This is a genomic window from Parasulfitobacter algicola, assembly GCF_013315265.1.
GTDB lineage: Bacteria > Pseudomonadota > Alphaproteobacteria > Rhodobacterales > Rhodobacteraceae > Parasulfitobacter > Parasulfitobacter algicola.
The window spans coordinates 363,280-386,191 of the sequence record NZ_JABUFE010000002.1; the positions used below are offsets into that span (position 1 = coordinate 363,280).

23 protein-coding genes and 1 riboswitch are annotated in these 22,912 nt (G+C 51.9%); of the genes, 9 read left to right on the top strand and 14 right to left on the bottom strand.

The annotated features are described in order from the left end of the window. Nucleotides 1–33 precede the first annotated feature (33 nt). The 3 genes from rsmI to gshB are packed head-to-tail and all read left to right on the top strand — an operon-like array spanning nt 34 to nt 2,248. On the top strand, nt 34–894 hold the full coding sequence (gene rsmI / locus HRQ87_RS05595; RefSeq protein ID WP_174136104.1) for a 16S rRNA (cytidine(1402)-2'-O)-methyltransferase: 861 nt from the start codon (nt 34–36) through the stop codon (nt 892–894). Further along, on the top strand, nt 891–1,247 hold the full coding sequence (locus HRQ87_RS05600) for a YraN family protein (RefSeq protein WP_174136106.1): 357 nt from the start codon (nt 891–893) through the stop codon (nt 1,245–1,247). The genes rsmI and HRQ87_RS05600 overlap by 4 nt, the downstream gene beginning before the upstream one ends. A 59-nt stretch (nt 1,248–1,306) precedes the next feature. Further along, nucleotides 1,307–2,248 carry a glutathione synthase gene (gene gshB / locus HRQ87_RS05605; RefSeq protein ID WP_174136108.1) on the top strand — a complete coding sequence of 314 codons (942 nt, stop codon included), beginning with the start codon at nt 1,307–1,309 and terminating at the stop codon, nt 2,246–2,248. Nucleotides 2,249–2,314: 66 nt separating this feature from the next. Here the strand turns inward: gshB and HRQ87_RS05610 are convergent, their stop codons facing one another. Both HRQ87_RS05610 and aroC read right to left on the bottom strand, forming a co-directional pair. Continuing rightward, entirely contained in the window at nt 2,315–4,591 is a 2,277-nt protein-coding gene (locus tag HRQ87_RS05610) for an NADP-dependent malic enzyme (RefSeq protein ID WP_174136110.1), read from the bottom strand. A gap of 154 nt (nt 4,592–4,745) precedes the next feature. Next, the gene (gene aroC / locus HRQ87_RS05615; protein ID WP_174136112.1) at nt 4,746–5,846 is read right to left on the bottom strand and encodes a chorismate synthase; all 1,101 of its coding nucleotides are present in this window, start codon (nt 5,844–5,846) and stop codon (nt 4,746–4,748) included. A 92-nt stretch (nt 5,847–5,938) separates the two neighbouring features. Next, nucleotides 5,939–6,039: riboswitch (TPP riboswitch) on the top strand. Nucleotides 6,040–6,076: 37 nt separating this feature from the next. On the opposite strand from aroC, the gene thiB reads away from it, so the two are divergent. The 3 genes from thiB to HRQ87_RS05630 are packed head-to-tail and all read left to right on the top strand — an operon-like array spanning nt 6,077 to nt 9,265. Further along, on the top strand, nt 6,077–7,057 hold the full coding sequence (gene thiB / locus HRQ87_RS05620) for a thiamine ABC transporter substrate binding subunit (RefSeq protein WP_174136114.1): 981 nt from the start codon (nt 6,077–6,079) through the stop codon (nt 7,055–7,057). Further along, on the top strand, nt 7,036–8,586 hold the full coding sequence (locus HRQ87_RS05625; RefSeq protein WP_174136116.1) for a thiamine/thiamine pyrophosphate ABC transporter permease ThiP: 1,551 nt from the start codon (nt 7,036–7,038) through the stop codon (nt 8,584–8,586). The genes thiB and HRQ87_RS05625 overlap by 22 nt, the downstream gene beginning before the upstream one ends. Further along, on the top strand, nt 8,573–9,265 hold the full coding sequence (locus HRQ87_RS05630) for a thiamine ABC transporter ATP-binding protein (protein WP_174136118.1): 693 nt from the start codon (nt 8,573–8,575) through the stop codon (nt 9,263–9,265). Before HRQ87_RS05625 ends, HRQ87_RS05630 begins: the two co-directional genes overlap by 14 nt. 2 nt (nt 9,266–9,267) lie before the next feature. On the opposite strand, the gene hemP is transcribed toward HRQ87_RS05630, so the two are convergent. The 3 genes from hemP to cobS form a co-directional block, all read right to left on the bottom strand. Next, on the bottom strand, nt 9,268–9,438 hold the full coding sequence (gene hemP, locus HRQ87_RS05635; RefSeq protein WP_174136319.1) for a hemin uptake protein HemP: 171 nt from the start codon (nt 9,436–9,438) through the stop codon (nt 9,268–9,270). A gap of 2 nt (nt 9,439–9,440) precedes the next feature. Next, entirely contained in the window at nt 9,441–9,599 is a 159-nt protein-coding gene (locus tag HRQ87_RS05640) for a hypothetical protein (RefSeq protein WP_174136121.1), read from the bottom strand. Nucleotides 9,600–9,734: 135 nt separating this feature from the next. Next, complete coding sequence (gene cobS, locus HRQ87_RS05645; protein ID WP_246251776.1) at nt 9,735–10,490, bottom strand: adenosylcobinamide-GDP ribazoletransferase; 756 nt, start codon at nt 10,488–10,490, stop codon at nt 9,735–9,737. Nucleotides 10,491–10,564: 74 nt separating this feature from the next. On the opposite strand from cobS, the gene cobT reads away from it, so the two are divergent. From cobT to HRQ87_RS05660, 3 genes are all read left to right on the top strand, one after another. After that, nucleotides 10,565–11,578 (top strand): nicotinate-nucleotide--dimethylbenzimidazole phosphoribosyltransferase, encoded by a 1,014-nt coding sequence (gene cobT, locus HRQ87_RS05650; protein ID WP_174136125.1) that lies wholly within the window; start codon nt 10,565–10,567, stop codon nt 11,576–11,578. 73 nt (nt 11,579–11,651) lie between these two features. Further along, on the top strand, nt 11,652–12,869 hold the full coding sequence (locus tag HRQ87_RS05655; protein WP_174136127.1) for a urate hydroxylase PuuD: 1,218 nt from the start codon (nt 11,652–11,654) through the stop codon (nt 12,867–12,869). A 55-nt stretch (nt 12,870–12,924) separates the two neighbouring features. After that, nucleotides 12,925–13,920, top strand: coding sequence for a hypothetical protein (locus HRQ87_RS05660; RefSeq protein ID WP_174136129.1), 996 nt, complete (start codon nt 12,925–12,927; stop codon nt 13,918–13,920). Between the two features lie 10 nt (nt 13,921–13,930). Here HRQ87_RS05660 and upp read toward each other — a convergent pair whose 3' ends face one another. From upp to HRQ87_RS05705, 9 genes are all read right to left on the bottom strand, one after another. After that, the gene (gene upp, locus HRQ87_RS05665; protein ID WP_174136131.1) at nt 13,931–14,563 is read right to left on the bottom strand and encodes a uracil phosphoribosyltransferase; all 633 of its coding nucleotides are present in this window, start codon (nt 14,561–14,563) and stop codon (nt 13,931–13,933) included. Then, nucleotides 14,556–15,533, bottom strand: coding sequence for an adenosine deaminase (locus HRQ87_RS05670; RefSeq protein ID WP_174136133.1), 978 nt, complete (start codon nt 15,531–15,533; stop codon nt 14,556–14,558). Before HRQ87_RS05670 ends, upp begins: the two co-directional genes overlap by 8 nt. Beyond that, nucleotides 15,530–16,708: a phosphopentomutase gene (locus HRQ87_RS05675; protein WP_174136135.1), complete on the bottom strand. Its 1,179-nt coding sequence runs from the start codon at nt 16,706–16,708 to the stop codon at nt 15,530–15,532. The genes HRQ87_RS05670 and HRQ87_RS05675 overlap by 4 nt, the downstream gene beginning before the upstream one ends. Continuing rightward, nucleotides 16,708–18,015, bottom strand: a complete 1,308-nt coding sequence (locus HRQ87_RS05680; RefSeq protein WP_174136137.1) for a thymidine phosphorylase — start codon at nt 18,013–18,015, stop codon at nt 16,708–16,710. Before HRQ87_RS05680 ends, HRQ87_RS05675 begins: the two co-directional genes overlap by 1 nt. Before the next feature lie 2 nt (nt 18,016–18,017). After that, complete coding sequence (locus HRQ87_RS05685; RefSeq protein WP_174136139.1) at nt 18,018–18,410, bottom strand: cytidine deaminase; 393 nt, start codon at nt 18,408–18,410, stop codon at nt 18,018–18,020. Nucleotides 18,411–18,550: 140 nt separating this feature from the next. Continuing rightward, the gene (locus tag HRQ87_RS05690) at nt 18,551–19,060 is read right to left on the bottom strand and encodes a CarD family transcriptional regulator (protein WP_174136141.1); all 510 of its coding nucleotides are present in this window, start codon (nt 19,058–19,060) and stop codon (nt 18,551–18,553) included. A 282-nt stretch (nt 19,061–19,342) separates the two neighbouring features. After that, on the bottom strand, nt 19,343–19,681 hold the full coding sequence (fdxA, locus tag HRQ87_RS05695) for a ferredoxin FdxA (RefSeq protein WP_174136143.1): 339 nt from the start codon (nt 19,679–19,681) through the stop codon (nt 19,343–19,345). Between the two features lie 49 nt (nt 19,682–19,730). After that, nucleotides 19,731–20,099, bottom strand: a complete 369-nt coding sequence (locus HRQ87_RS05700) for a S4 domain-containing protein (protein WP_174136145.1) — start codon at nt 20,097–20,099, stop codon at nt 19,731–19,733. Beyond that, nucleotides 20,096–22,900, bottom strand: a complete 2,805-nt coding sequence (locus tag HRQ87_RS05705) for a helicase-related protein (protein ID WP_174136146.1) — start codon at nt 22,898–22,900, stop codon at nt 20,096–20,098. The genes HRQ87_RS05700 and HRQ87_RS05705 overlap by 4 nt, the downstream gene beginning before the upstream one ends. Between the last annotated feature and the right edge of the window lie 12 nt (nt 22,901–22,912).

The window sequence follows — 22,912 nt, forward strand, 5'->3', positions numbered from 1 at the left end:
CAATCATAACCACAAGCCACGGCGGGTCGAGTCTTGAATCATGAAATAAAGCCATTGTCCGCTGGCCTGTACTTTGTCGCAACACCCATCGGGACGGCGCGCGATATAACATTGCGCGCCTTGGATGTTTTGGCCTCGGCTAATGTAATTGCCGCAGAAGATACCAGAAACACCCGCCGTTTAATGGAAATTCATGGCATTCCGTTGGGCGATCGACCTGTGATTTCCTATCATGATCATAACGGCGCCCGCATACGTCCAAGGCTTCTGGCCGATATGGCGGCGGGCAAATCCGTTGCGTATGCTTCTGATGCTGGCACACCTTTGGTGGCTGATCCCGGGTTTGCACTGGCACGTGCAGCGGTGGAAGCGGGGCATATGGTGACATCCGCCCCCGGACCATCTGCCTTATTGGCCGGATTGACTTTGGCAGGCTTGCCGACAGATCGCTTTCTGTTCGCAGGCTTTGCGCCCAACACAAAAATAGCACGTCGGACATTTTTACGTAACCTTGCAGATATTCCTGCCACATTGGTTTTCTTTGAATCCCCCAAACGCATTCAGGGCTTTTTAACCGATTGTGGTCATGAATTAGGGGGTGATCGGACTATGGCATTGTGCCGTGAGCTGACTAAAAAGTTTGAAGAAGTGCGACGTGGGACAATTTCCCAAGTTCTGAGCGGGATACAAGAGAAACCGGTCAAAGGTGAAATTGTCGTTGTGATTGATCGTGCGGCCGCCAAAGAAGTGAATGATGATATGATCCGACAGGCACTGACAAAGGCATTGCAGACGAACCGACTTAAGGATGCGGCAAGTCAGGTTTCCACTGATCTGGGCGTGGCGCGGCGTACGGTTTATCAGATTGGTTTGGATATGGCCAAAAAAGAATGACAGGTCAGACATCCTATTACGCCGGACTATACGCCGAAGATATTGTCGCGCGGCAATATACAGCCGAAAACTGTCAGATTGCGGCAAAGCGCTGGCGCGGAACGGCAGGTGAAATTGACCTGATCTTTCGACAAGGCGATGCGCTGATCTTTGTGGAAGTCAAGAAAAGCAAAACATTCGACCGCGCCGTTGCTGCCTTATCGAAACGTCAACAATCGCGAATCTATACCGCTGCGTCGGAGTATTTGGAACATGAACCCAATGGCCAGAATACGGAAATGCGCTTTGACGTGGCCCTTGTGGATCGCACAGGCGATGTGCGGATTATTCAGAACGCATTCGGTCAATTCTGATTGAACCCGCCTGCGGCCTGCGTCATGTATCGAATATCGCAGTCAAAAAGGCCCGCCGTATGCCCCTTAAAATCGCATTCCAGATGGACCCGATCGAACCGATCGATATCAACGCCGACAGCACTTTTCGCTTGGCCGAAGAGGCACAGGCGCGTGGGCATGATCTGTTTTACTATACGCCCGATCATCTGGCGTTTCAGCAAGGAAAACTGACCGCAAGAGGCTGGCCGCTGACCGTACGGCGCGAGATGGGAAATCATTTTTCGCTTGGGGATATGACACAGGTCGATCTTGCAGATTTTGATGTGGTGTGGCTGCGTCAGGATCCGCCCTTTGATATGCATTACATCACGACAACCCATCTTTTGGACCGCATTCACCCCGAAACCTTGGTGGTGAATGATCCATTCTGGGTTCGCAATTTTCCGGAAAAATTATTGGTTCTGGATTTTCCTGACCTTATCCCGCCAACAACCATCGCCCGTGATCTGGAAACGATCAAAGCGTTTAAGGCCGAACATGGCGATGTGATCTTGAAACCGCTTTATGGTAACGGCGGCGCAGGTGTTTTTCGGTTGGATAAAGCTGATCGCAACTTGTCTTCCCTGCACGAGCTTTTTACCGGCTTTAGCCGTGAGCCTTTGATTGTTCAGAAATTTTTACCCGACGTATCGAACGGCGATAAACGCGTGATCCTGGTCAATGGCGACCCTGTGGGTGCAATCAACCGCGTACCAGCCGCCGGCGAAACGCGGTCAAACATGCACGTCGGTGGGCGTCCCGAAAAGGTTACCTTGACAGATCGGGATCTTGAAATTTGCGCGGCCATCGGCCCGGTTTTGCGTGAAAAGGGCCAGATTTTCGTCGGCATTGACGTAATTGGCGATTATCTGACGGAAATAAACGTCACCTCTCCCACTGGTATTCAGGAACTGGAACGCTTTGACGGTATCAACGTGGCGGGCCGTATCTGGGACGTCATCGAAGAAAAACGAAGCTAAGCGAACGCTCATCAAACCCAGGTCGGGTTTTCCTCGCGAAGAAGGCCGGCAAGGGCCTGATAAGCGTTAGCCATAATGCGCCACAGGTGTGCCAGCCAAAGCTGAAATATTCAACAACCCGCGTGCGGTAATCGATGGCGTTACGATATGCGCTTGATTGCCCATTCCCATCAGAATTGGCCCAACCTCAAGCCCGCCGCCGCGCATTTTCAAAATATTCCGCACACCAGACGCCGCATCGGCATTTGCAAAGATCAGAACATTCGCAACACCATCCATATGCGCATCCGGGAAAATTCGTGACCGCAATTCAGGATCCAGCGCACTGTCGATGTGCATTTCACCCTCATAACTGAAATCACGCGCAGCATTGTCCAGTATTTCCATCGCCGCCCGCATACGTCGCCCTGTGTCGCAATCCAGATTACCGAATTGCGAATGCGAACACAGCGCAATTTTTGGATCAATCCCGAACCTGCGCACGTGACGAGCGGCACCAATGGCCGCTTGGGCAATCTGATTTGGCGTGGGTTCAGGATGCACTTGGGTATCGGCAATGAACAAGGGGCCGTCTTCCAAGATCATCAGGCTTAACGCGCCCACGGGCCGCAATGTATCTGTCCCCAAAAGCTGCGAGACATAATTCAAATGCCACAAATACTGCCCGAACGTTCCGCAGATCAAACTGTCCGCATCCCCTCTATGCACCATAACAGCCCCAATCGCAGTTGTATTCGTCCGCATGATCGCACGAGCCAGATCCGGTGTTACACCGCGCCGGGCCATTAATGTATGATACGTGCCCCAATAATCACGATATCGCGGATCGTTTTCAGGATTAACGATCTCAAGATCGGCAGCACACACACTGAGACCCAACCGTTTACATCTGGTTTCGATAACCTCTGGCCGACCGATCAAAATGGGCGTATCAGTATGTTCTTCCATCATAGCCTGAGCCGCCCGCAACACGCGTTCGTCTTCGCCTTCTGCAAAAACGATGCGACGGTTTGCTGTTGCGGCGGCTTCAAACACCGGGCGCATCAAAAGGGCAGATTTAAATACCGACCCATCCAGTTGGCTCTTATACGCTTCAATATCCTCAAGCGGTTTCGTCGCCACACCTGTTTCCATGGCAGCTTGCGCCACGGCACTGGCAACAACGCCAATCAGACGCGGATCGAATGGTTTTGGGATCAGATAATCCGTCCCGAATGTCATCTGTTCACCTTGATAGGCGGCAGCAGCTTCGGCACTGGTTGTCGCGCGCGCTAATTCGGCGATGCCGGCAATACATGCCAGTTGCATCTGGTCATTTATTTCAGTCGCTCCAACATCCAATGCGCCGCGAAAGATGAATGGAAAACACAGTACATTATTGACTTGATTGGGAAAATCACTGCGTCCCGTCGCTATGATTGCATCGGGTGCGATCTTGCGGGCCTCATCTGGCATAATTTCCGGGTTGGGATTGGCAAGCGCAAATATAATCGGCTGTCTTGCCATTTTGCCCACCATTTTGGGGGTCAAAACATTAGGGCCTGACAATCCCAAGAATAAATCGGCCCCTTCGATCACATCCGACAGCTCACGCAGGTCCGACGCTTGGGCATAATCCGCTTTTTGCGGTGTCATATCCGTTTCGCGACCCTTGTAAATTAGTCCGTTCAGATCGCACAGCCAGACATTTTCCCGTTTCACACCTAGCTTCAGCAGCATGTTCAGGCAGGCAATACCAGCGGCCCCGCCCCCTGTGGAAACCACCTTGATATCGGAAAAACTCTTGCCCGCGACGCGCAAAGCATTCGTGGCAGCCGCACCAACAACAATTGCTGTTCCATGTTGATCATCATGAAACACCGGGATGTTCATTCGTTCGCGACACCGCTTTTCGACGATAAAGCAATCAGGGGCTTTGATATCTTCTAAATTGATTGCACCAAAAGTCGGCTCAAGCGCACAAACAATATCAGCCAGTTTTTCAGGATCGCTTTCATTCAACTCAATATCAAAACAATCGATATTGGCGAATTTCTTGAACAAAACGGCCTTGCCCTCCATCACGGGTTTCGATGCCAAACCGCCAATATTTCCCAAACCCAAAACAGCCGAACCATTTGTGACGACCGCCACCAGATTGCCCCGCCCAGTATATTTTGATGCGTTTGCAGGATCGGCTTTGATCTCAAGACAGGCCTCGGCCACGCCAGGTGAATAGGCGCGCGCCAGATCACGACTATTGGCCAGTGGTTTTGTCGCCCTGATTTCCAGCTTACCGGGTTTCGGATATTCGTGATAATTCAGCGCGGCCTGTTTCAGGCCGTCATGAGACGCATCATCCATATCATATCCTCCCGTGATCCGATATTTGTTTAACGTTAAACTATTTTTTCAGACTATTGGAAAGGCCCGCTTTTAAAGCAAGGCGTTATTCTTACCGCATGGTGAACATTTAGCGTAGCTTGAATATGGCTAGGAAATACAAACACTTGGAATATCAACCAATTTTACCACGGTTTTCGCCCACTTGCCCACGATGTAAAAGCAGATGATCAAGGATCACGCATGCCATCATAGCCTCGCCTACCGGAACAGCCCTGATACCAACACAAGGATCATGGCGGCCTTTGGTTATGATTTCAGCGGCCTCGCCCGATTTTGTGATCGTCTTGCGCGATGTCAGGATCGATGAGGTCGGCTTGACCGCGAACCGCACCACAAGATCCTGCCCTGTCGTGATACCACCCAGCACGCCGCCTGCGTGATTGCTGGTAAATTCGGGGCCATTCGCACCCATAACAATTTCATCGGCGTTGTTGTCACCCGTCAGCATTGCCGCTGACATGCCTTCGCCGATCTCAACCCCTTTGACTGCGTTGATCGACATCATTGCAGCCGCCAGATCAGTGTCGATCTTGCCATACACAGGGGCGCCCAAACCTGCAGGAACGCCGCGCGCGACAACTTCGATCACGGCACCAACAGAATTGCCAGATTTGCGCAAATCATCCAGATAATCCGCCCATTCCTGAGCAGCCGTTGCATCGGGCGTCCAGAACGGGTTTTCGTCAATCTGATCCCAATCGAACCGCGCGCGATCCATTTCCAACGCGCCCATCCGGGTCATATACCCTTTGATCTGCACATCAGGCGCCAGCGTCTTGATCGCCTCGCGCGCCAAACCACCTGCGGCTACGCGCGCTGCTGTTTCCCGCGCCGAAGACCGACCGCCACCGCGATAATCGCGGATGCCGTATTTCTGCCAATAGGTTATGTCGGCATGGCCCGGACGAAATTTATCCATAATCTCGGAATAATCCTTGGACCGCTGGTCCGTGTTGCGGATCATTAGCTGAACAGGCGTGCCGGTTGTTTGCCCTTCGAACACTCCGGATAGAATTTCAACTTCATCCGCTTCACGCCGTTGCGTTGTGTATTTATTCTGCCCAGGCTTCCGGCGATCCAGCCAATGCTGCAACATGGCCGCATCCACAGGCACACCCGGCGGGCAGCCATCTACGGTCGCCCCCAATGCTGGCCCATGGCTTTCACCCCATGTCGTTACTCGGAAAAGATGGCCAAAACTGTTCATACTCATCGCTGCACGCTCCTTGACATATGCGTCTAACGGGGCAGGCGCAGACGCTCAAGCGGTTTCGACTTGCCCCTGCGCGATCAAATGGTAAGTCTGGCGATACCTCGGGGTGCCGATAATCGGCTGAGATGCACTATACGAACCCGTTGAACCTGAACCGGTTAACACCGGCGGAGGGAAGGTTACTGGAACGCTCCAGCCCGTCTCCGTCTGTGGCAGAAATGGAGAGCGATATGAAATCTTTTACATTTGCCGCGGGACTTTGTCTGACAGCCAGCTTTGCTATTGCTGAAACGCCAGTTCTGACAGTCTATGCGCCCGATTATTTTGGATCGGAATGGGGCCCCGGCCCCGCGATTGAACAAGCGTTTGAGGCGACATGTGAGTGTGATTTGCAATTCGTCACGGGCGATGTGCTGCCAAGGTTGTTGCTTGAAGGCGAACGCACGCGTGCGGATGCTGTCATTGGGTTGAACACAGATGTCACCGCCCGTGCCCGTGCCACCGGACTTTTCGCGCCACATGGTCAGGATACATCCGATCTGACAATGCCGATTGACTGGACGGATGATGTTTTTCTTCCTTTCAACTGGGGCCACACGGCCTTTATTTATAACAACACAAAAATCGAAAACCCCCCGACCAGTTTTGACGAATTGCTAAACGCACCCGATGATCTGAAGATCGTGATCCAGGATCCGCGCAGCTCAATTTCCGGACTGGCACTGATCCTTTGGGTCAAGGCTGTGTACGGTGATGACGCAGAAGCAGCATGGGCCAAACTGCAGCCCAAAATACTGACCGTGACCAAGGGTTGGTCGGAAAGCTATGGCATGTTCACCGATGGCGAGGCTGACATGGTGCTTAGTTACACCACCAGCCCAGCCTATCACATCATTGCTGAAAACGATCAAACGAAACAGGCCGCAATTTTTGAAGAAGGCCATTATTTCATGGTCGAACTGGCCGCCCAGATCGCAGGTACGGATCAGCCTGAGCTGGCACAGGCATTCATGGATTTTATTCTGACTGAACCGTTTCAGTCCATTATTCCAGAAGGCAATTGGTCATTTCCAGCGAACCTTTCATCTGACAAATTACCCACTGGCTTTGATCAGCTGAAACTGCCGGAAAAAGTTTTGTTCTATACCGAAGATGAAGCAGCGGCCCTACGTGATGAAGCCCTGGACGAATGGCTGCGCGCGCTTCGCTGACCATTAGGCTTTTTGGCGGCGCGGCTATTGCTGTGCTGCTGACACTAAGCCTTGGAACGCTGATCGCAGTGTTGTTGCGGGCCGAGGCGATTTCAGGATTTGGTCGCCCTGAATGGGCGGCCGTACGGTTTACGCTGATGCAAGCGACGCTAAGCGCATTGATCAGTGTTTCGCTGGCAATTCCTTTGGCGCGCGCCTTGGCTCGCCGACAATTTCCAGGTCGAAGTGCGTTGATTACACTGCTTGGGGCCCCGTTTATTTTGCCGGTGATTGTCGCCATTCTGGGTCTGGTCGCAATCTTTGGCCGGAATGGCGTGATCTCAAATATTCTGGGCTTTCCGCTGGATATCTATGGGCTTCAGGGAATTCTTTTGGCCCATGTGTTCTTTAACCTTCCGCTGGCCACGCGGTTGATTTTACAAGGCTGGCTGGCCATTCCATCAGAACGATTTCGCCTTGCCGCCAGCCTTGGTTTTACGTCCGGCAACGTTGCCCGAACAATCGAACGTCCGATGCTGATTGAAATAGTGCCAGGTGCTTTTCTGGTCATCTTTCTGATCTGCCTGACCAGCTTTGCTGTGGCGCTTGCCCTTGGCGGCGGCCCCGCTGCTACGACGGTTGAGCTAGCGATTTATCAGGCATTTCGCTTTGACTTTGATTTATCAAAAGCGGCACTGCTGGCCAGTGCCCAATTCGTGATTTGCGCCATCGCCGGAATCATCGCCCTACGATTATCGATACCCCAAGTTGCTGGCGGCGAATTAGATCGAACATTGGATAGATGGGATGCCAAATCACCTTTTTTACGGCTTCAGGATGGCGTGATCATCATTTTATCAGCCGTATTTCTGTTGGTGCCGCTTAGCGCAGTGGTGCTGCGCGGCCTGCCTGGGGTGTTGGAAATGCCCGTAAGCGTTTGGCAAGCCGCACTGCGATCTATCTTTGTCACTGTTATTGCCACAACGGTTTGCATGGCGATGTCTTTATCATTGGCGTTTTTCGTACAAAACATCAAACGTGGCAAAATATGGGTCGAAGGAGTTAGTCTGCTGGCAATTGCCGCATCCCCACTGGTGATGGGGACAGGACTGTTCTTGATTTTATTTCCTATGATGGACCCGTCGCGCGCAATGCTGTTTATTACAGCACTGGTCAATGCCGCGATGGCCCTGCCCTTTGCCTTGCGCGCATTGGTCCCTGCCCTGCGCCAGATCGAAGGAACCTATGGCAAGTTGGCCGATAGCTTGGGGATGCACGGGTTTACACGGCTTCGGTATCTATATCTGCCACGGCTACGCCGCCCGCTTGGGTTTTCTGCAGGGCTCATAGCTGCTCTTGCTATGGGTGATCTGGGTGTAATCACTTTGTTTTCCGACCCCAATCGCGCGACTTTACCGCTTGAGATGTATCGATTGATGGCATCCTATCGTTTGGAAGCCGCATCCGGTGCTGCCCTGCTTCTGCTGATGTTTAGCTTAAGCGTATTCTGGATTTTCGACAAAGGGGGCCGCGTTAATGCTGACGTTTGAAAATCTGCACATCACTATTGGTGATTTTGAATTGCGCGGCGACATAAAAATCGAAACGGGCGCGCAAGTTGCTATCATGGGTCCGTCGGGTGCAGGCAAATCAACACTTTTCAATGCCGTTGCGGGGTTTCTTTCTCCTTCAGCCGGACGGATCGTATGGGATGGCCAGAATATAACCACTTCAGTCCCTGCAGACCGTCCAATCGCGTTGTTGTTTCAAGATAACAATCTGTTTCCCCATCTAACGGCTTTTCAGAATACAGCCCTTGGTATCAGACCCGATTTGCGTTTGTCGGACACTCAGTCGCAAGATGTAACAGATGCGCTGGCCAAAGTGGGATTGCAGGAGTTTGAAGCCCGAAAACCCGCAGCATTATCTGGCGGACAACAAAGCCGCGTTGCCTTGGCCCGAGTTCTGGTTCAGCACAAACCTCTTATTTTGCTTGACGAACCCTTTGCAGCATTGGGTCCGGCGCTTAAAGCAGAAATGCTTGATCTTTTAAGCCGCGGAATTCGCGAAAGCGGCGGTACATTGTTAATGATCACCCACGATCCGGCAGATGCCAAACGTATCGCCGATAGCGTGATCATCGTGGCTGATGGTCAGATCGCGGCACCAGTTGAAACGGTGGCGCTTTTTGAAAATCCGCCTGCCGCTTTGCAAACATATCTGGGCTAGGGTTATTTGGTCAAAATCAGCTTGCCCGCCCGGGTGATGCGCAAAACATAAAGCTGATTGTCCAAAACGATATGGGCCTGCACCCCATCACCAACCAAACTGCGCGCGTTATAGCTGGGCAAAGACTGTGGCCGATCAGTGGTTTGTGCGATCTCAAAGGACGTGGGCTTCATATTCATAGGCGTGCCTCAATCCGATCCAATAAAATCTCAAGGCGTAATTCGCTGGAATAAGTGCCTTCGCTTAGCACAGCTGTAATTTCTTGCCAGCACGGTTTTAGATTCTGAATATAGTCAACGCGCGGTAGCATCTGTTGGGGTCTTGGGTCGTCCATTTGAACCTCCAAAGCATATATCTAGATGGTTCCGGGCTTGTCCCTTTCAGGGCAATGGCTAGGATATAATTCCAAATCTGACTAATTTAGTCAGTCATGTCAATTGCTGAGTTAAAAAATCTAATTATCGGCAAATTATAGCAGTGTTGTGAGTGAAATCAGCAAAACACATTCCGTGATTTGCTGAGATGCACCCAGAATATCGCCTGTTTGCCCCCCTATTTTAGCGCGTGCCACATATCCCACAGCGACAGTACATAAAATCATCAAGCCGATTAATAGAATCACAGCCGAAGGTAAGATCAATACGGTAATGGCAAACGCCAAAATTGCGGCCAAAATGACTTTGCTTGCAGGTGGTCTGCCGACCGAAGATGCAAGCCCCGTTTTCCGTGCATTCGCAAGACCGTGCATCAATGCTACCATTGGCACACGGCTTAGCGCACCCAAGGCAATTAATAGATAAACCGGCAAGGACGATAATAAAACACTTAGTGCTGCACACCGTAAAATCAGACTTAGGGTCAGTGCAATCACCCCATATACACCAATGTGACTATCTTTCATGATCTCAAGACGCCTGTCGCGATCATAGGCCCCCCAAAGACCATCGGCGCTGTCAGCCAGACCATCTTCGTGCATGGCACCCGTCAGCACGACCTGGAGCACCACAACAAGCACCGCAACGATCACTGGAACAACCCCAAACCATAGGAAAACTGCTGCAACTGCCGCAGCAATACCCCCAATCAATGCGCCGACAACTGGATAAGCCCATGCCGCAAGCGCACCCCGCGCCATAACGTGATCCGAATTCAGCGGAACAGGCAGCCGCGTCAAAAGACCGATTGCGGCAGGAATATCGATCAAATCAAGGATGCGGGTTGACAAAAGAACGGCCTTTCTATCGCTTCTCGGCTCAGGTTTGCGTAAAGACATCTGCACGTATTTTCAATGAGGGACCAATGACAAACGCCTTTTCGACCCTGGTCGAATTTAAAACGCTTCTGAACGAAATGCCCGATAGTGATATGCAGGCCGCTGCTGAGGCATCAGATCATAATTCGCAGCTGACAAAACCCCCCGGCGCACTGGGGCAGCTAGAGGATCTGGCGATATGGTATGCAGGATGGCGGGGTCATACGACGCCCCAGATCACAGCACCGCAGGTGATTGTTTTTGCAGCAAACCATGGTGTTGCGACCCTTGGCGTATCTGCTTTTCCGCCAGAGGTCACCACCCAGATGGTTGCTAATTTTGAACATGGTGGTGCTGCCATCAATCAACTGTCCAAACTTTTTGGCGCTAAAATGGATGTTTATCCGATTGATTTGGATACGCCCACGGCTGATTTTACACAAGGTCCAGCACTGACCCCGGAAGAGCTTATTGCAGCCCTTCAAACCGGATGGAACGCAGTTGATCGGTCATGCGACCTGTTGGTTGTGGGGGAAATGGGCATTGGCAATACAACATCTGCCTCGGCCATTTCAGCCGCTTTATTCGGCGAAGATGCGGACACATGGACAGGGCGCGGAACCGGGGTGGACGGTGCTGCCTTGAAAACCAAGACGGATGTGGTCAAAGCCGGGTTGAGGCATCATGCCGATGTTACGGATCCACTTGAAATTCTAAGGTGTCTGGGTGGCCGGGAACTGGCCGCAATGGTTGGCGCCATCGCAGCAGCGCGGCAAAATCGGATCCCCGTGATCCTTGACGGCTTTATCTGCTGCGCGGCAGCAGCAGTATTGCATGAGGCGCAAAACGGCGCGTTGGATCATACAGTCGCAGGCCATCAAAGCGCTGAAACCGCACATAAAATACTTTTGAAGAAACTCAGGAAAGTACCCCTGCTGTCACTTGGAATGCGCCTTGGCGAAGGATCAGGTGCCGCACTTGCCATTGGCATATTAAAAGGTGCAATCGCCTGTCATTCAGGCATGGCGACATTTGCGCAAGCTGGTGTGTCGCAGGAATAAGTCCGCGCCAAATCACCTCTGGCCAAAGACTGCGGGCTAGGGTCAACTGGCATAGCGTAACAGGGAAAAAAACATGTACGATTTCGCCGTTCTGATGGCATGGGCCGAATTCGCAGTTCGCTGGCTGCACGTGATCACTGCTATCGCATGGATCGGGTCATCGTTCTATTTCATCGCCCTTGACCTTGGCTTGCGCCGCGACAAACCGCTTGGCACAGGCGCGGATGGCGAAGAATGGCAGGTCCATGGCGGTGGGTTTTATCACATCCAGAAATATATGGTGGCCCCGGATCAAATGCCGGACGATTTGGTGTGGTTCAAATGGGAAAGCTATGCGACCTGGTTAAGCGGCTTTGCGTTACTTGTTTTGGTTTACTATCTTGGCGCGGAACTTTATCTTATCGACCCTAATGTGCTGGACATCTCCATTTGGGCCGGTGTTCTAATTTCGCTTGGATCGCTAATCTTTGGCTGGATCGCCTATGATTTGATCTGCAAAACGCGCTTTGGCGATGACAATACCAGACTGATGATCCTGCTTTATGTGATCCTGGTCGCGATGGCCTATTTTTACACACAAGTGTTTTCTGGCCGAGCCGCACTGTTACATTTGGGCGCCTTCACTGCGACGATAATGTCGGCCAATGTCTTTATGATCATTATTCCAAATCAAAAAATCGTAGTGGCGGATCTGCGGGCAGGACGGACCCCCGATGCGAAATACGGCAAGATCGCCAAGCAACGATCGACCCACAATAACTATCTGACGCTGCCGGTTTTATTTTTAATGCTCAGCAATCATTACCCTCTTGCATTCGCCAGCGAATATAATTGGATTATCGCCAGCCTGGTGTTTTTGATGGGTGTAACGATCCGGCATTACTTCAATTCAGTTCATGCAAGAACGGGCAATCCAACCTGGACATGGGGTGTCACTGTTATTCTGTTTCTAATCATCGCGTGGCTGTCCACAGCACCGATGTTTCAGCGTGAACAGGATCTGACCCTGCGCGGCCAAGCATTACAATTTGCGCAGGCCGACGGCTTTGAAGACGTACACGACATCATTCTTGGACGCTGTTCAATGTGCCACGCACAAGAACCGGCTTGGGACAATATTCTGTGGCCACCAAAAGGGATCATGCTTGAAACCGAAGCCCAGATTGCCCAAAACGCCCGTGCAATATATCTGCAAGCAGGTTTAAGCCACGCTATGCCGCCCGCCAACCTGTCCTATATGGAACTGGAAGAGCGCGCCAAAATTGTCGAATGGTATCGCGCAGCGCAGTAGTCATCAGTTTCATGATTCTTTGGAAAGACAAAAAACGTCACTAAAGGAAGCTAAAATGCGCCTTAAAATCACAGATGCCTTAATTTCCGATTTGCCACAAATAGTCGAACTTTTACTGGCCGATGCAAAACAAAGGCACGCGACCAACCCAGTGCTTTGGGCCATCGCAGATGATGCCGAAGCGCAAATAGAAAAATCTGTCCGATCCGCTTTGGAAGATGAAAAACAACCTTTTCGACAAAAATGGCTAACGGCTGTGGCAGATGGTCAGTTGTTCGGCTTAGCACATACTATGCTGGTCCCAGTGCCGCCAATCTATGCTGGTAAACTGGGCAACCCGGGGTTGTTGCTTGATGATTGCTGTATCGCTGAAAATGCACCGGATGGAACGGCTGACGCGCTTATTGCAGCAGCCGAGACCGACTTGCGGAATGCCGGTGCCAAGGTACTGTTGGCCTCATCGGCGTTTGGCGATGACTGGCAATCCAAATATACGCAACATAATTACGAACCACTTACACTTTATCTTGCCAAAACCGGTTTTGATGATGCTGCGCCATCAAATTCTATAAGGGCAGCAGATGAACCTGATCTGTCTCAGATCGTTGCCAGAAGTGCGAAAAACAGGGCGATCCTGTCTGATCTGAACCCCTTTTGGGAACCCCATCCAGAGGCAGACATCCGATTTGGAAACTTGATGAAACGCAGTTTGACGCTTGCTGATCGCGATATGATTGTTTCCGGCGTTTCAGACCGTTTAGATGGCTATGCCATCGTCCAACCCGCAACACATATGCATTTTCCAACGGCCCATGACATCAGAAAAGTCGGCATAATTGACGATTATTTTCACGTGGATTATGCAGATCCGTTGAATGTGTCAGATAATGGTATCGGGGCAAAAACACTTCTTCTTCATGCAGAAGCTGCATTCAAACAGCGGGGTTTCAATGCGACTTTGATCGTCTGTCCTGCAGCGTGGCTGTCAAAAATTGCTGTTCTTGAAAACACGGGCTATCAGAATGCGACACTCTGGATGATAAAGAGATAAACCCAACACGTCACTTTGTCCCAAACATCCGATCTCCTGCATCGCCAAGACCGGGAACGATATAGCCAACATCGCTTAGCTTTTCATCAACGGCAGCGGTGACAATCTGCACGTCCGGATGTGCCTCTTTCATTCGCGCGATGCCTTCGGGTGCTGCCAAAAGACACATAAAGCGAATGTTTTTTGCCCCCGCGTCCTTTATTAAATCAACGGCTGCAACAGAAGAATTGCCCGTGGCCAGCATCGGATCGACCGCAATTACCAAACGATCCCGCAAGGCATCGGGCAGTTTGCAGTAATATTGCACCGGTTGCAGCGTTTCTTCGTCGCGATAAAGCCCAACAAACCCCACACGTGCAGATGGCACAAGATCCAGAACCCCATCTAAAAGTCCGTTTCCAGCACGCAAAATCGACACCAGCGCCAGTTTCTTACCCGCCAGTACAGGGGCCTCCATCTCGGTCAAAGGGGTTTCGATTGTGCGGTTCGTTAGGGGCAACTCTGATGTGATCTCATAGGCCAGTAGTTGACTGATCTCACGTAACAACTGCCGAAACTCCGACGTTGAGGTTTCGCGGCGTCGCATCAGCGTAAGCTTATGTTGTACAAGGGGGTGCTTAACAACGGTCAGGTGGTCAGACATCTGGGATCTCCAATTTGGGCAACAGGCTTGTACGGACATCATCCGTACAAAAAGCGGCATCAAGTGCTGTGCGGTTCAGATCAGAAAAAACAGCATCATCCCAGCCAAAAGTTTCAGCAAGCATATCAAATTCATGGGTCATGGTTGTGTGGAAAAATGGTGGATCATCCGTGGACACAGTAACCTTAACGCCCTTGTCATACAGTCGTGCAATCGGATGGCTGGCCCAGTCAGGATAAACCCCAAGTGATACGTTTGAGCCGGGGCAAACTTCCAGTACGATACCACTTTCAGCCAACTCTTCGACCAAGGCAGGATCTTCGATAGCACGAACGCCGTGGCCGATACGCTCAACCTTAAGATCTTTGATTGTATCGCGAATACCTTGTGGTCCAGCCCATTCACCTGCATGGGCTGTCAGGCGCAGCCCCGCTTCGCGCGCCATATCAAAACTATAGGCGAAATCCTTAGGCTGACCTATTGTTTCAGCGCCCGCGATACCAAAACCCACCACCCAATCGCCTGCGGTCTCCGCTGCGCATAACGCCGTTTCACGCGCCTTTTCAGGACCGAAATGGCGAATGCACGTGACGATACCGCGCAAAATAATACCGTCTTCACGCTCTGCCTGATCAGCCGCCTCGCGGATAGCATGCAAATATTCGCGCCACGCGGCTATATCACGGCCCCCGCAAAAATCAGGCGACAGAAAAGTTTCCGAATAAATCACCCCATGTGCCGCACTTTCGCGCAAGACGGCCAAAGTCAAACGGTGATAATCTTCGGGTGTTTTCAGGGCTGCCGTTGCGGCCTCGTATACTTTCAGAAAATGCGTAAAATCAGTGTGCGCATAGTGACCCTGTTCATCAAAGACGCCATCTAAGCGAATGTCTTTTTCCTGTGCCAGACTACGAATGAATGCAGGGGGGGCAGCACCTTCCAAATGCAAATGAAGTTCAACTTTATTCATAGAAAACTGCGCCCCGGTCCGTGTGCTGATACCCCAAGATGGTCAGCAATACTTGCCGCCACATCTGCAAACCCCACATGCCCGATTGAACGCGGCAGATTACCTAGAACAGGCACACGTTCGCGCGTATGATCGGTGCCGGTCCATGTCGGATCATTGCCGTGATCGGCGGTAAAGATAATCAAATCATCATCACGCAAACGAGCCAAGATGCGCGGAACCTGCGCGTCAAACCATTCCAACGCACGGGCATATCCCGCCACATCACGGCGATGACCATAAAGGCTGTCAAATTCGACAAAATTGGCAAAGATAAGCGATCCATCCTTAGCGATTTGTACCAATTCAATCAAATGCCTCATTAATGTTTCGTCGTCGCCTTTGCGCACATCCGTAATCCCTTGCATGGAAAAGATATCGCCAATCTTCCCAATGGCATGGACAGTTTCCACCCAATCACAAAGGGTCGGTGCTGGCGGTGCAATTGCATAATCATGGCGGTTTGTCGTGCGGGTAAAGCCGGTTTCCGGCGTACCAACAAAAGGTCGCGCAATGACCCGACCGATTTTCATATCGTGAAGCATTGGCGCAATGGTTTGGCACAGCTTCAGCAGTCGATCCAAGCCAAATGTTTCCTCGTGTGCGGCGATCTGAAAAACGCTGTCGGCCGAAGTATAACAAATGGGCCATCCCGATTGCATATGTTTGGCGCCAAGATCGATCAATACCTGGGTGCCAGATGCATGGCGATTGCCCAAAATGCCATCAACGTCCAGATATTCGCAGACCGCTTGCACAACATGGTCAGGAAAACAGGGCGTGGTATCAGGGAAATAGTGCCAATCCCATGGCACGGGCACGCCCGTCAATTCCCAATGGCCAGACGGCGTGTCTTTCCCGTTTGAGACTTCTGTCGCAGCGCCCCAAAGCCCTTGCGGTATCGCGTCAAACCCTGGCATTTCAGCGCCCGAAGCCAAACGTACCGCAGCGCCCAGTCCAATACGATCCAGATTGGGCATCAACAGCGGCCCCTCGCGCCCTTTATCCGCACGACCGCCGGCACAGGCTTCCGCAATATGGGCCAAAGTATTCGCACCTTCGTCGCCAAACGCTTTTGCGTCGGGCGCACCGCCACATCCCACACTATCCATAACAACCAGAAACGCGCGCGCCATCAGCTGACCCTGTTATAGATAGCAGGCGGTAATTCGCAGTCTTCGGTGGATATTGTAATTGCGGCGCGCACGGCTGTTTCTGCCTGATCCGCGGCACTTTCTGATGCGGCATGAACCACTGCAACCGGGATGTTCCGATCCACAATATCCCCGATCGAAGCTATATCAGACAGCCCAACCGAAGGGTCAATTTTATCCGTATCGCGCAAACGGCCACCACCAAGTGTGACGACAGCATGTCCCAAAGCCTCGCCATCGAAACCGGTGATGTAACCTTCGCCTTGAATGAAAATATCGCGCTGGATTGGGGCGGCCGGCAACCGATCATGCCAGCGTTCCACAAAATCTCCCGGGCCTCCAAGGGCTGCGATCATCTTTTGAAAGCACTCAGCGGCGGATCCGTCATAAAAGCTGTCCATAATCTGCAATGCGCCCTCTTCTGCGTTATCGGCCAATCCGGCCGAGGCTAAAAGTTCGCCCCCCAAAGCCGCCGACAGATCGGGCAAATCCTGATCCTGCTCATCGCCGTTCAGGCACTGCACAGCTTCCATAATTTCAAGCGCATTGCCCATGGATTTTGCAAGTGGTTGGTTCATATCAGTGATCAGCGCCGTTGTTTTGCAGCCTGCCTGATTTGCGGTGCTGACCAGTGATTGTGCCAGTTCTTCTGCGTCGTCCATGGTTTTCATGAACGCGCCCGATCCAACCTTGATATCAAGAACCAAAGTTTCCAATCCCGCGGCCAATTTCTTGGCCAGGATCGACGCTGTGATCAGATCGATACTTGCCACCGTTCCTGTCACATCGCGGATTGCATAAAGCCGTTTGTCTGCGGGCGCCATATCTGATGTTGCACTGACAATTGCACAGCCGATTTCGCCAACAATTTTACGAAACTTCGCCTCGTTTACTTCTGTTTTGACACCGGGGATCGCTTCCAGTTTATCCAGTGTGCCACCGGTGTGACCCAATCCACGACCTGAAATCATTGGAACATACGCGCCGCACGCTGCCAATGCCGGTGCCAACAAAAAGGATGTGCTGTCCCCGATACCACCAGTGGAATGCTTGTCGACAATAGGCGCATCCAGATGCCATTTCAGTACATCACCGCTGTCGCGCATGGCTTGTGTCAATGCCACGCGCCCTGTTGATGATAATCCTTGGGTACAGACCCCCATCGCAAATGCGCCCGCTTGTGCATCCGTTACATTGCCAGATGCCAGACCGCGTGCGAACCATTCCAGTTCATCTGCAGTTAATGTCACGCCACCACGCAAACGGCCCAGTATCTGTCGGGCGTCCATGATCAGCGGCTTTCCATGTGGTCGGTTGAAAATGCGCCAGGCAGCAATTCTGCCAAGGTCATTATCTGGGATTTTCCGGCAATCGTCATCATTGTAATCTGCGTATCGGGGGCGCCAAATTCAGCCAGCTTTTGACGACACCCCCCGCATGGGCTGATCGGCAATGGGCTGTCTGCAATGATAAGTGCTTCGGTTAACTTTGTTTCCCCCGCAGCCACCATTGTCGCAATTGCACCAGCTTCTGCGCATGTTCCTTCGGGATAGGCCACATTTTCGACATTGCACCCTGCGTAGACAGTACCTGACGCACCTTTGACAGCGGCACCTACCTTGAAGTTCGAATAGGGTGCATAGGCCTTTTCGCGCACAGCTTTGGCTATATCTAGCAATTTCATGTCAGGGTCCCCTTGCACCAAGATTGATATGAGCGTGCGCAGGATGCAAGGGTTAGTGATACGCGTTGTAAAATAAGCGCCTTATAAAACGAAAAAGCCGCCCAAGACTGGACGGCTTTTACAAATCTTAAACGCTAGGATCAGGCTGCGCGCGCAACCAGAACTTCGCCAACGTGTCTGGCCGTTGCCACTTCATCGGCGCCGCTGACAGCTGCAATTTCGCGGGTCAGACGTTCAAGCGCGGCTTCGTAAAGCTGACGTTCCGAATAGCTTTGTTCGCGCTGATCATCATTGCGATGAAGATCGCGCACAACTTCAGCAATTGCGATCAAATCACCAGAGTTAATCTTTTGCTCGTATTCTTGCGCGCGGCGTGACCACATCGCACGTTTTACTTTTGCCTTGCCTTTCAGCGTTGTCATAGCCCGGTCAACCGTATCGGGCGAGCTAAGCGAACGCATGCCAACTTCTACCACTTTGTTAGTTGGGACACGGACAATCATTTTGTCTTTCTCGAATGATATCACAAACATTTCGAGCGCCATTCCCAAGACTTCCTGCTTTTCGATAGAAACGATTTGGCCAACTCCATGGGTTGGATAGACAACATAATCGCTTGGACGAAATTCGGATTTTTTTGATTTGCTCATTCAGTTTTTCCTCGAATGCGCCACGTGGGCGACAGCGAAAATGACCGTCGTCCCTGCCTGCGCAGGGGCGTCCGATCATATATCCGCTTAGTTTTAAGCCAGAACTGGGTTGGTATGCCCGACAGTTTGGCGTGTGTATTTTGTTCTCATGTATTGAATATCATATCAGAAAAATGAGGTTTCCGAAAGAACTACCTTACAGTAATTCATCATTACTAATGTATTTCAATAAGTTAAGATCCAAAAAAGATCAAAAACCATGCCGTATAACGCGAATCGTTCTTAACCGCCTTCGCCTGCAGCTTCCGAAAAATACTTGTCCAATTTGCCTGTTTCACCGTCACGATCTTCGGCTTCGGGCAATGGATCTTTCTTGGTAATGATCACGGGCCAGCTTTCGGAATACTTGCGATTGAATTCAACCCATTTTTCCATGTCCGGCTCTGTATCCGGACGGATTGCATCTGCGGGACATTCAGGTTCACAGACACCACAATCGATACATTCGTCAGGGTGGATCACCAACATGTTTTCACCTTCGTAAAAACAATCGACAGGACATACCTCGACGCAGTCAGTATATTTACAGGCGATACAATTGTCGGTGACGATATAAGTCATGTCTGGGCTTTCCGTTTCTTCGACCGTTTAGCTAAACGAGGCGAGCCAATCATTCAAGATGGGACGTGCGGTCATGTCGCAGCTTGCGTGCATCTCGTTTTGTCGGACGCCCTTTGCCTTCATAAGAGGGGTTATAGGGCTGCTTTTCACGAACGGGTGTCATGTCTTCGTATAGTTCTTGCGCATCAGATGCAGGGCCACGCTTTTCCGCCAAAGCGATAACGCGCACGACACGAATGTCGTGGGCTTGCGGAAACGTCAAAACACAGCCAGGGGATATCGTGCGGGATGGTTTCGAGACAGGCGTGCCGTCCACCCGCACTTTACCCGCAGTTACAACCTTGGTGGCCAGGCTGCGGGTTTTGAAAAACCGCGCATACCAAAGCCATTTATCCAGCCGCAACGTAGGTTCGGTCACCCTTTCTTTAGGCCCATCAGGGCAGCGGCAAAGGGATTGTCTGGATCAATCTTATCTTTTTTAGGGGGACGTGCCTGAAAATTCTTGGCCCCTTCAGGTTTACCCTTAGGCTTGCCCCGTTTTCCTTGCGGTTTGGTGCGTGCATTATTGCCCTGTGGCCGCGCATTCTGCTTACGATTACCGCCCCATGTGAACGTATAAAACACCTCAAGCTCAGGTTCTGTAGGTTCAGCTGTTTCAGCCATTTCCGGTGGTGGCGCTGGTGGTGTCTCAGCTGGTGTTTCCACAGGAACCTCTTGCGGAGGTGTGTCAGGCGCTTCAGGTGGCGTATCTATCGGTGTTTCTGGCGGCGCATCTAATGGTACCTCTGGCGGGACATCCGATGGTATTTCATCAGGTGTACCAGCTTGAACGGGCGCAGCCTTGATCTTTGTGCGCTCACCACGCTCAAACTTATAACCCAGGCCAGCCAGCAGATTGGAAAACTGTTCCAGTGTCATGCCAGTGATTGACAGCATATCAGGGTTCGCCTCGAACCCGCCACGACTGTTCTGATTACGCAGCAGATCTGCAAGGCGTTCCAGCATGTCGATACGGATCGCACGATCGCCCGCAGCACGATACCCGGCCATTGTCAGATGACCATCGGGCGTTCCCGAAGGCACCGGAATTGTGACCAGACCAGGCGGCGGGCTTTCGGGAAATTCCTGCAAATTTTGCGCCAAAGACCACAGAACAAGCCGCAACCGTGTTGGTGCTGGCTTCAAAAGCAAAGGCATAAAAATTGTGTATTGCCCAAAACGAATACCGTGCTTGCGCAAAAGACCGCGGGCATCTTGATCAAGCGTTTTGACTTCATCGGCTACGCTGTCACGAGTCAGCACGCCAAGGCTTTCAACGATACGGAACGCAAAGCCACGGGCCAACCCTGTCAGCGCTTCGTCCCGGCTAAGACCCAGCAAAGGCTCGAAAAGTGTGGCGATCTTACGATCAATAAAATGCTGCAGACGGCGCTGTACTTTTTGGGCCACATCCGGACCCGCTTCTTCATCCACAAAAGCCGCCACAGTGGGTTTCAGCGCATCAGCACCTGCGACCAATTTACCGACGGCATGTTCGCCCCACATCAGGCCGCCCTGTTCGGTAAAATCAATCTCAGTGTCGGGCGCGTTATAAAAACGATCCGCGCGCAGATGGAATTCGGGTGTCAACGCCTGAAGGCTGGCGGTGCGCAGCGTCTTGGCTTCATCTGGGCTACTGCTGGTATCCTGACGGAACCGAAAACCTTCAATACGGCCCACGAATTGGCCCTCGACAGTTACTTCGCCTTTGTCGTCTACGTTTGCCACAAGGGCCTCCTTCTGTTTCAACCGCCGCAGCAAAACACTTGTGCGCCGATCAACAAATCTTTGGGTCAGACGGTCATGCAACGCATCTGATAATCGATCTTCTACAGCGCGGGTTTCGCCACGCCAATGACTTTCATCAAAAATCCAGCCCTTACGCTGTGCCACATACGTCCAAGTCCGGATAAAAGCCAGCCGTTTTGACAGCGTGTCTATGTCACCTTCCGTGCGGTCAATGCGTTTGATCTGGCGGGCGAACCAATCGGCGGGGACTTGCCCGGTCTCGTGCAGAAAGCTGAACAGCTGACCCAAAAGGGCCGAATGTTCCGCGTGACTGATGCCGCGAAAGTCCGGAATACGGCAGACATCCCACAATAATTTCACGGATTTTGCGTCAGACGCCCGTGCAAGTACTTCAGCATCGGCCGACAACGCTTTTAATGCGCCAAGATCATCGCTTTCGCGCACGCGCGTCAACCATTCGCCGTTTGTCTGGTCTTCCAGCGACCGGATCAACGCGTTCACTGTACCGAACTGCAACCGCGTATTGCGCCATTGCAGTTTGCGCACGGGGGTAAAATGCGCGTCCGTAATCGCTTTGGCAACTTCATCATGCAAGGTGGGCGCTTCGCCTGTCACGCCAAACGTACCGTTGTTCATATGACGCCCTGCGCGCCCTGCAATCTGGGCCAATTCATTTGGTTGCAAAGGACGCATCCGGCGACCATCAAATTTGCTTAACGATGAAAAAGCCACATGGTTGATATCCAGATTAAGACCCATCCCGATGGCGTCTGTGGCCACCAGAAAATCGACATCGCCGTTCTGATAAAGTTCAACCTGCGCATTCCGTGTGCGCGGTGACAAGGCGCCCATGACCACGGCCGCGCCCCCCTTTTGACGACGCAGAAGTTCAGCAATGGCATAGACGTTATCGACCGAAAACCCGACAATAGCGGATCGCGGCTGCATCCGGCTGATCTTTTTGGCACCTGTATAGGTCAGTTCGGAAAACCGATCGCGCCTGACAAATTGCGCGCGCGGCTCAAGCGCTGCAATGGCGCTGCGCATTGTGTCAGAGCCCAGGAAAAGCGTTTCATGCAAGCCACGCGCATTCAGCAACCGATCGGTAAAAACATGGCCGCGTTCCAGATCAGCACACAGTTGAATTTCGTCAATCGCCAAAAAATCACAACCGATACCATCTGGCATCGCCTCGACCGTGCAGACCCAATATTGCGTGCGATCGGGAACAATCCGTTCTTCGCCCGTGACCAAAGCAACAACCGAAGGTCCGCGTAGCGAAACGATCTTGTCGTAAACTTCTCGCGCCAAAAGGCGCAAAGGCAGACCAATCACACCGGTTCTGTGCCCCAGCATCCGTTCAATCGCATAATGTGTTTTGCCGGTATTGGTCGGGCCAAGAACCGCCGTGATGCGCGACACCTGCGTCATAGGATACTCCAC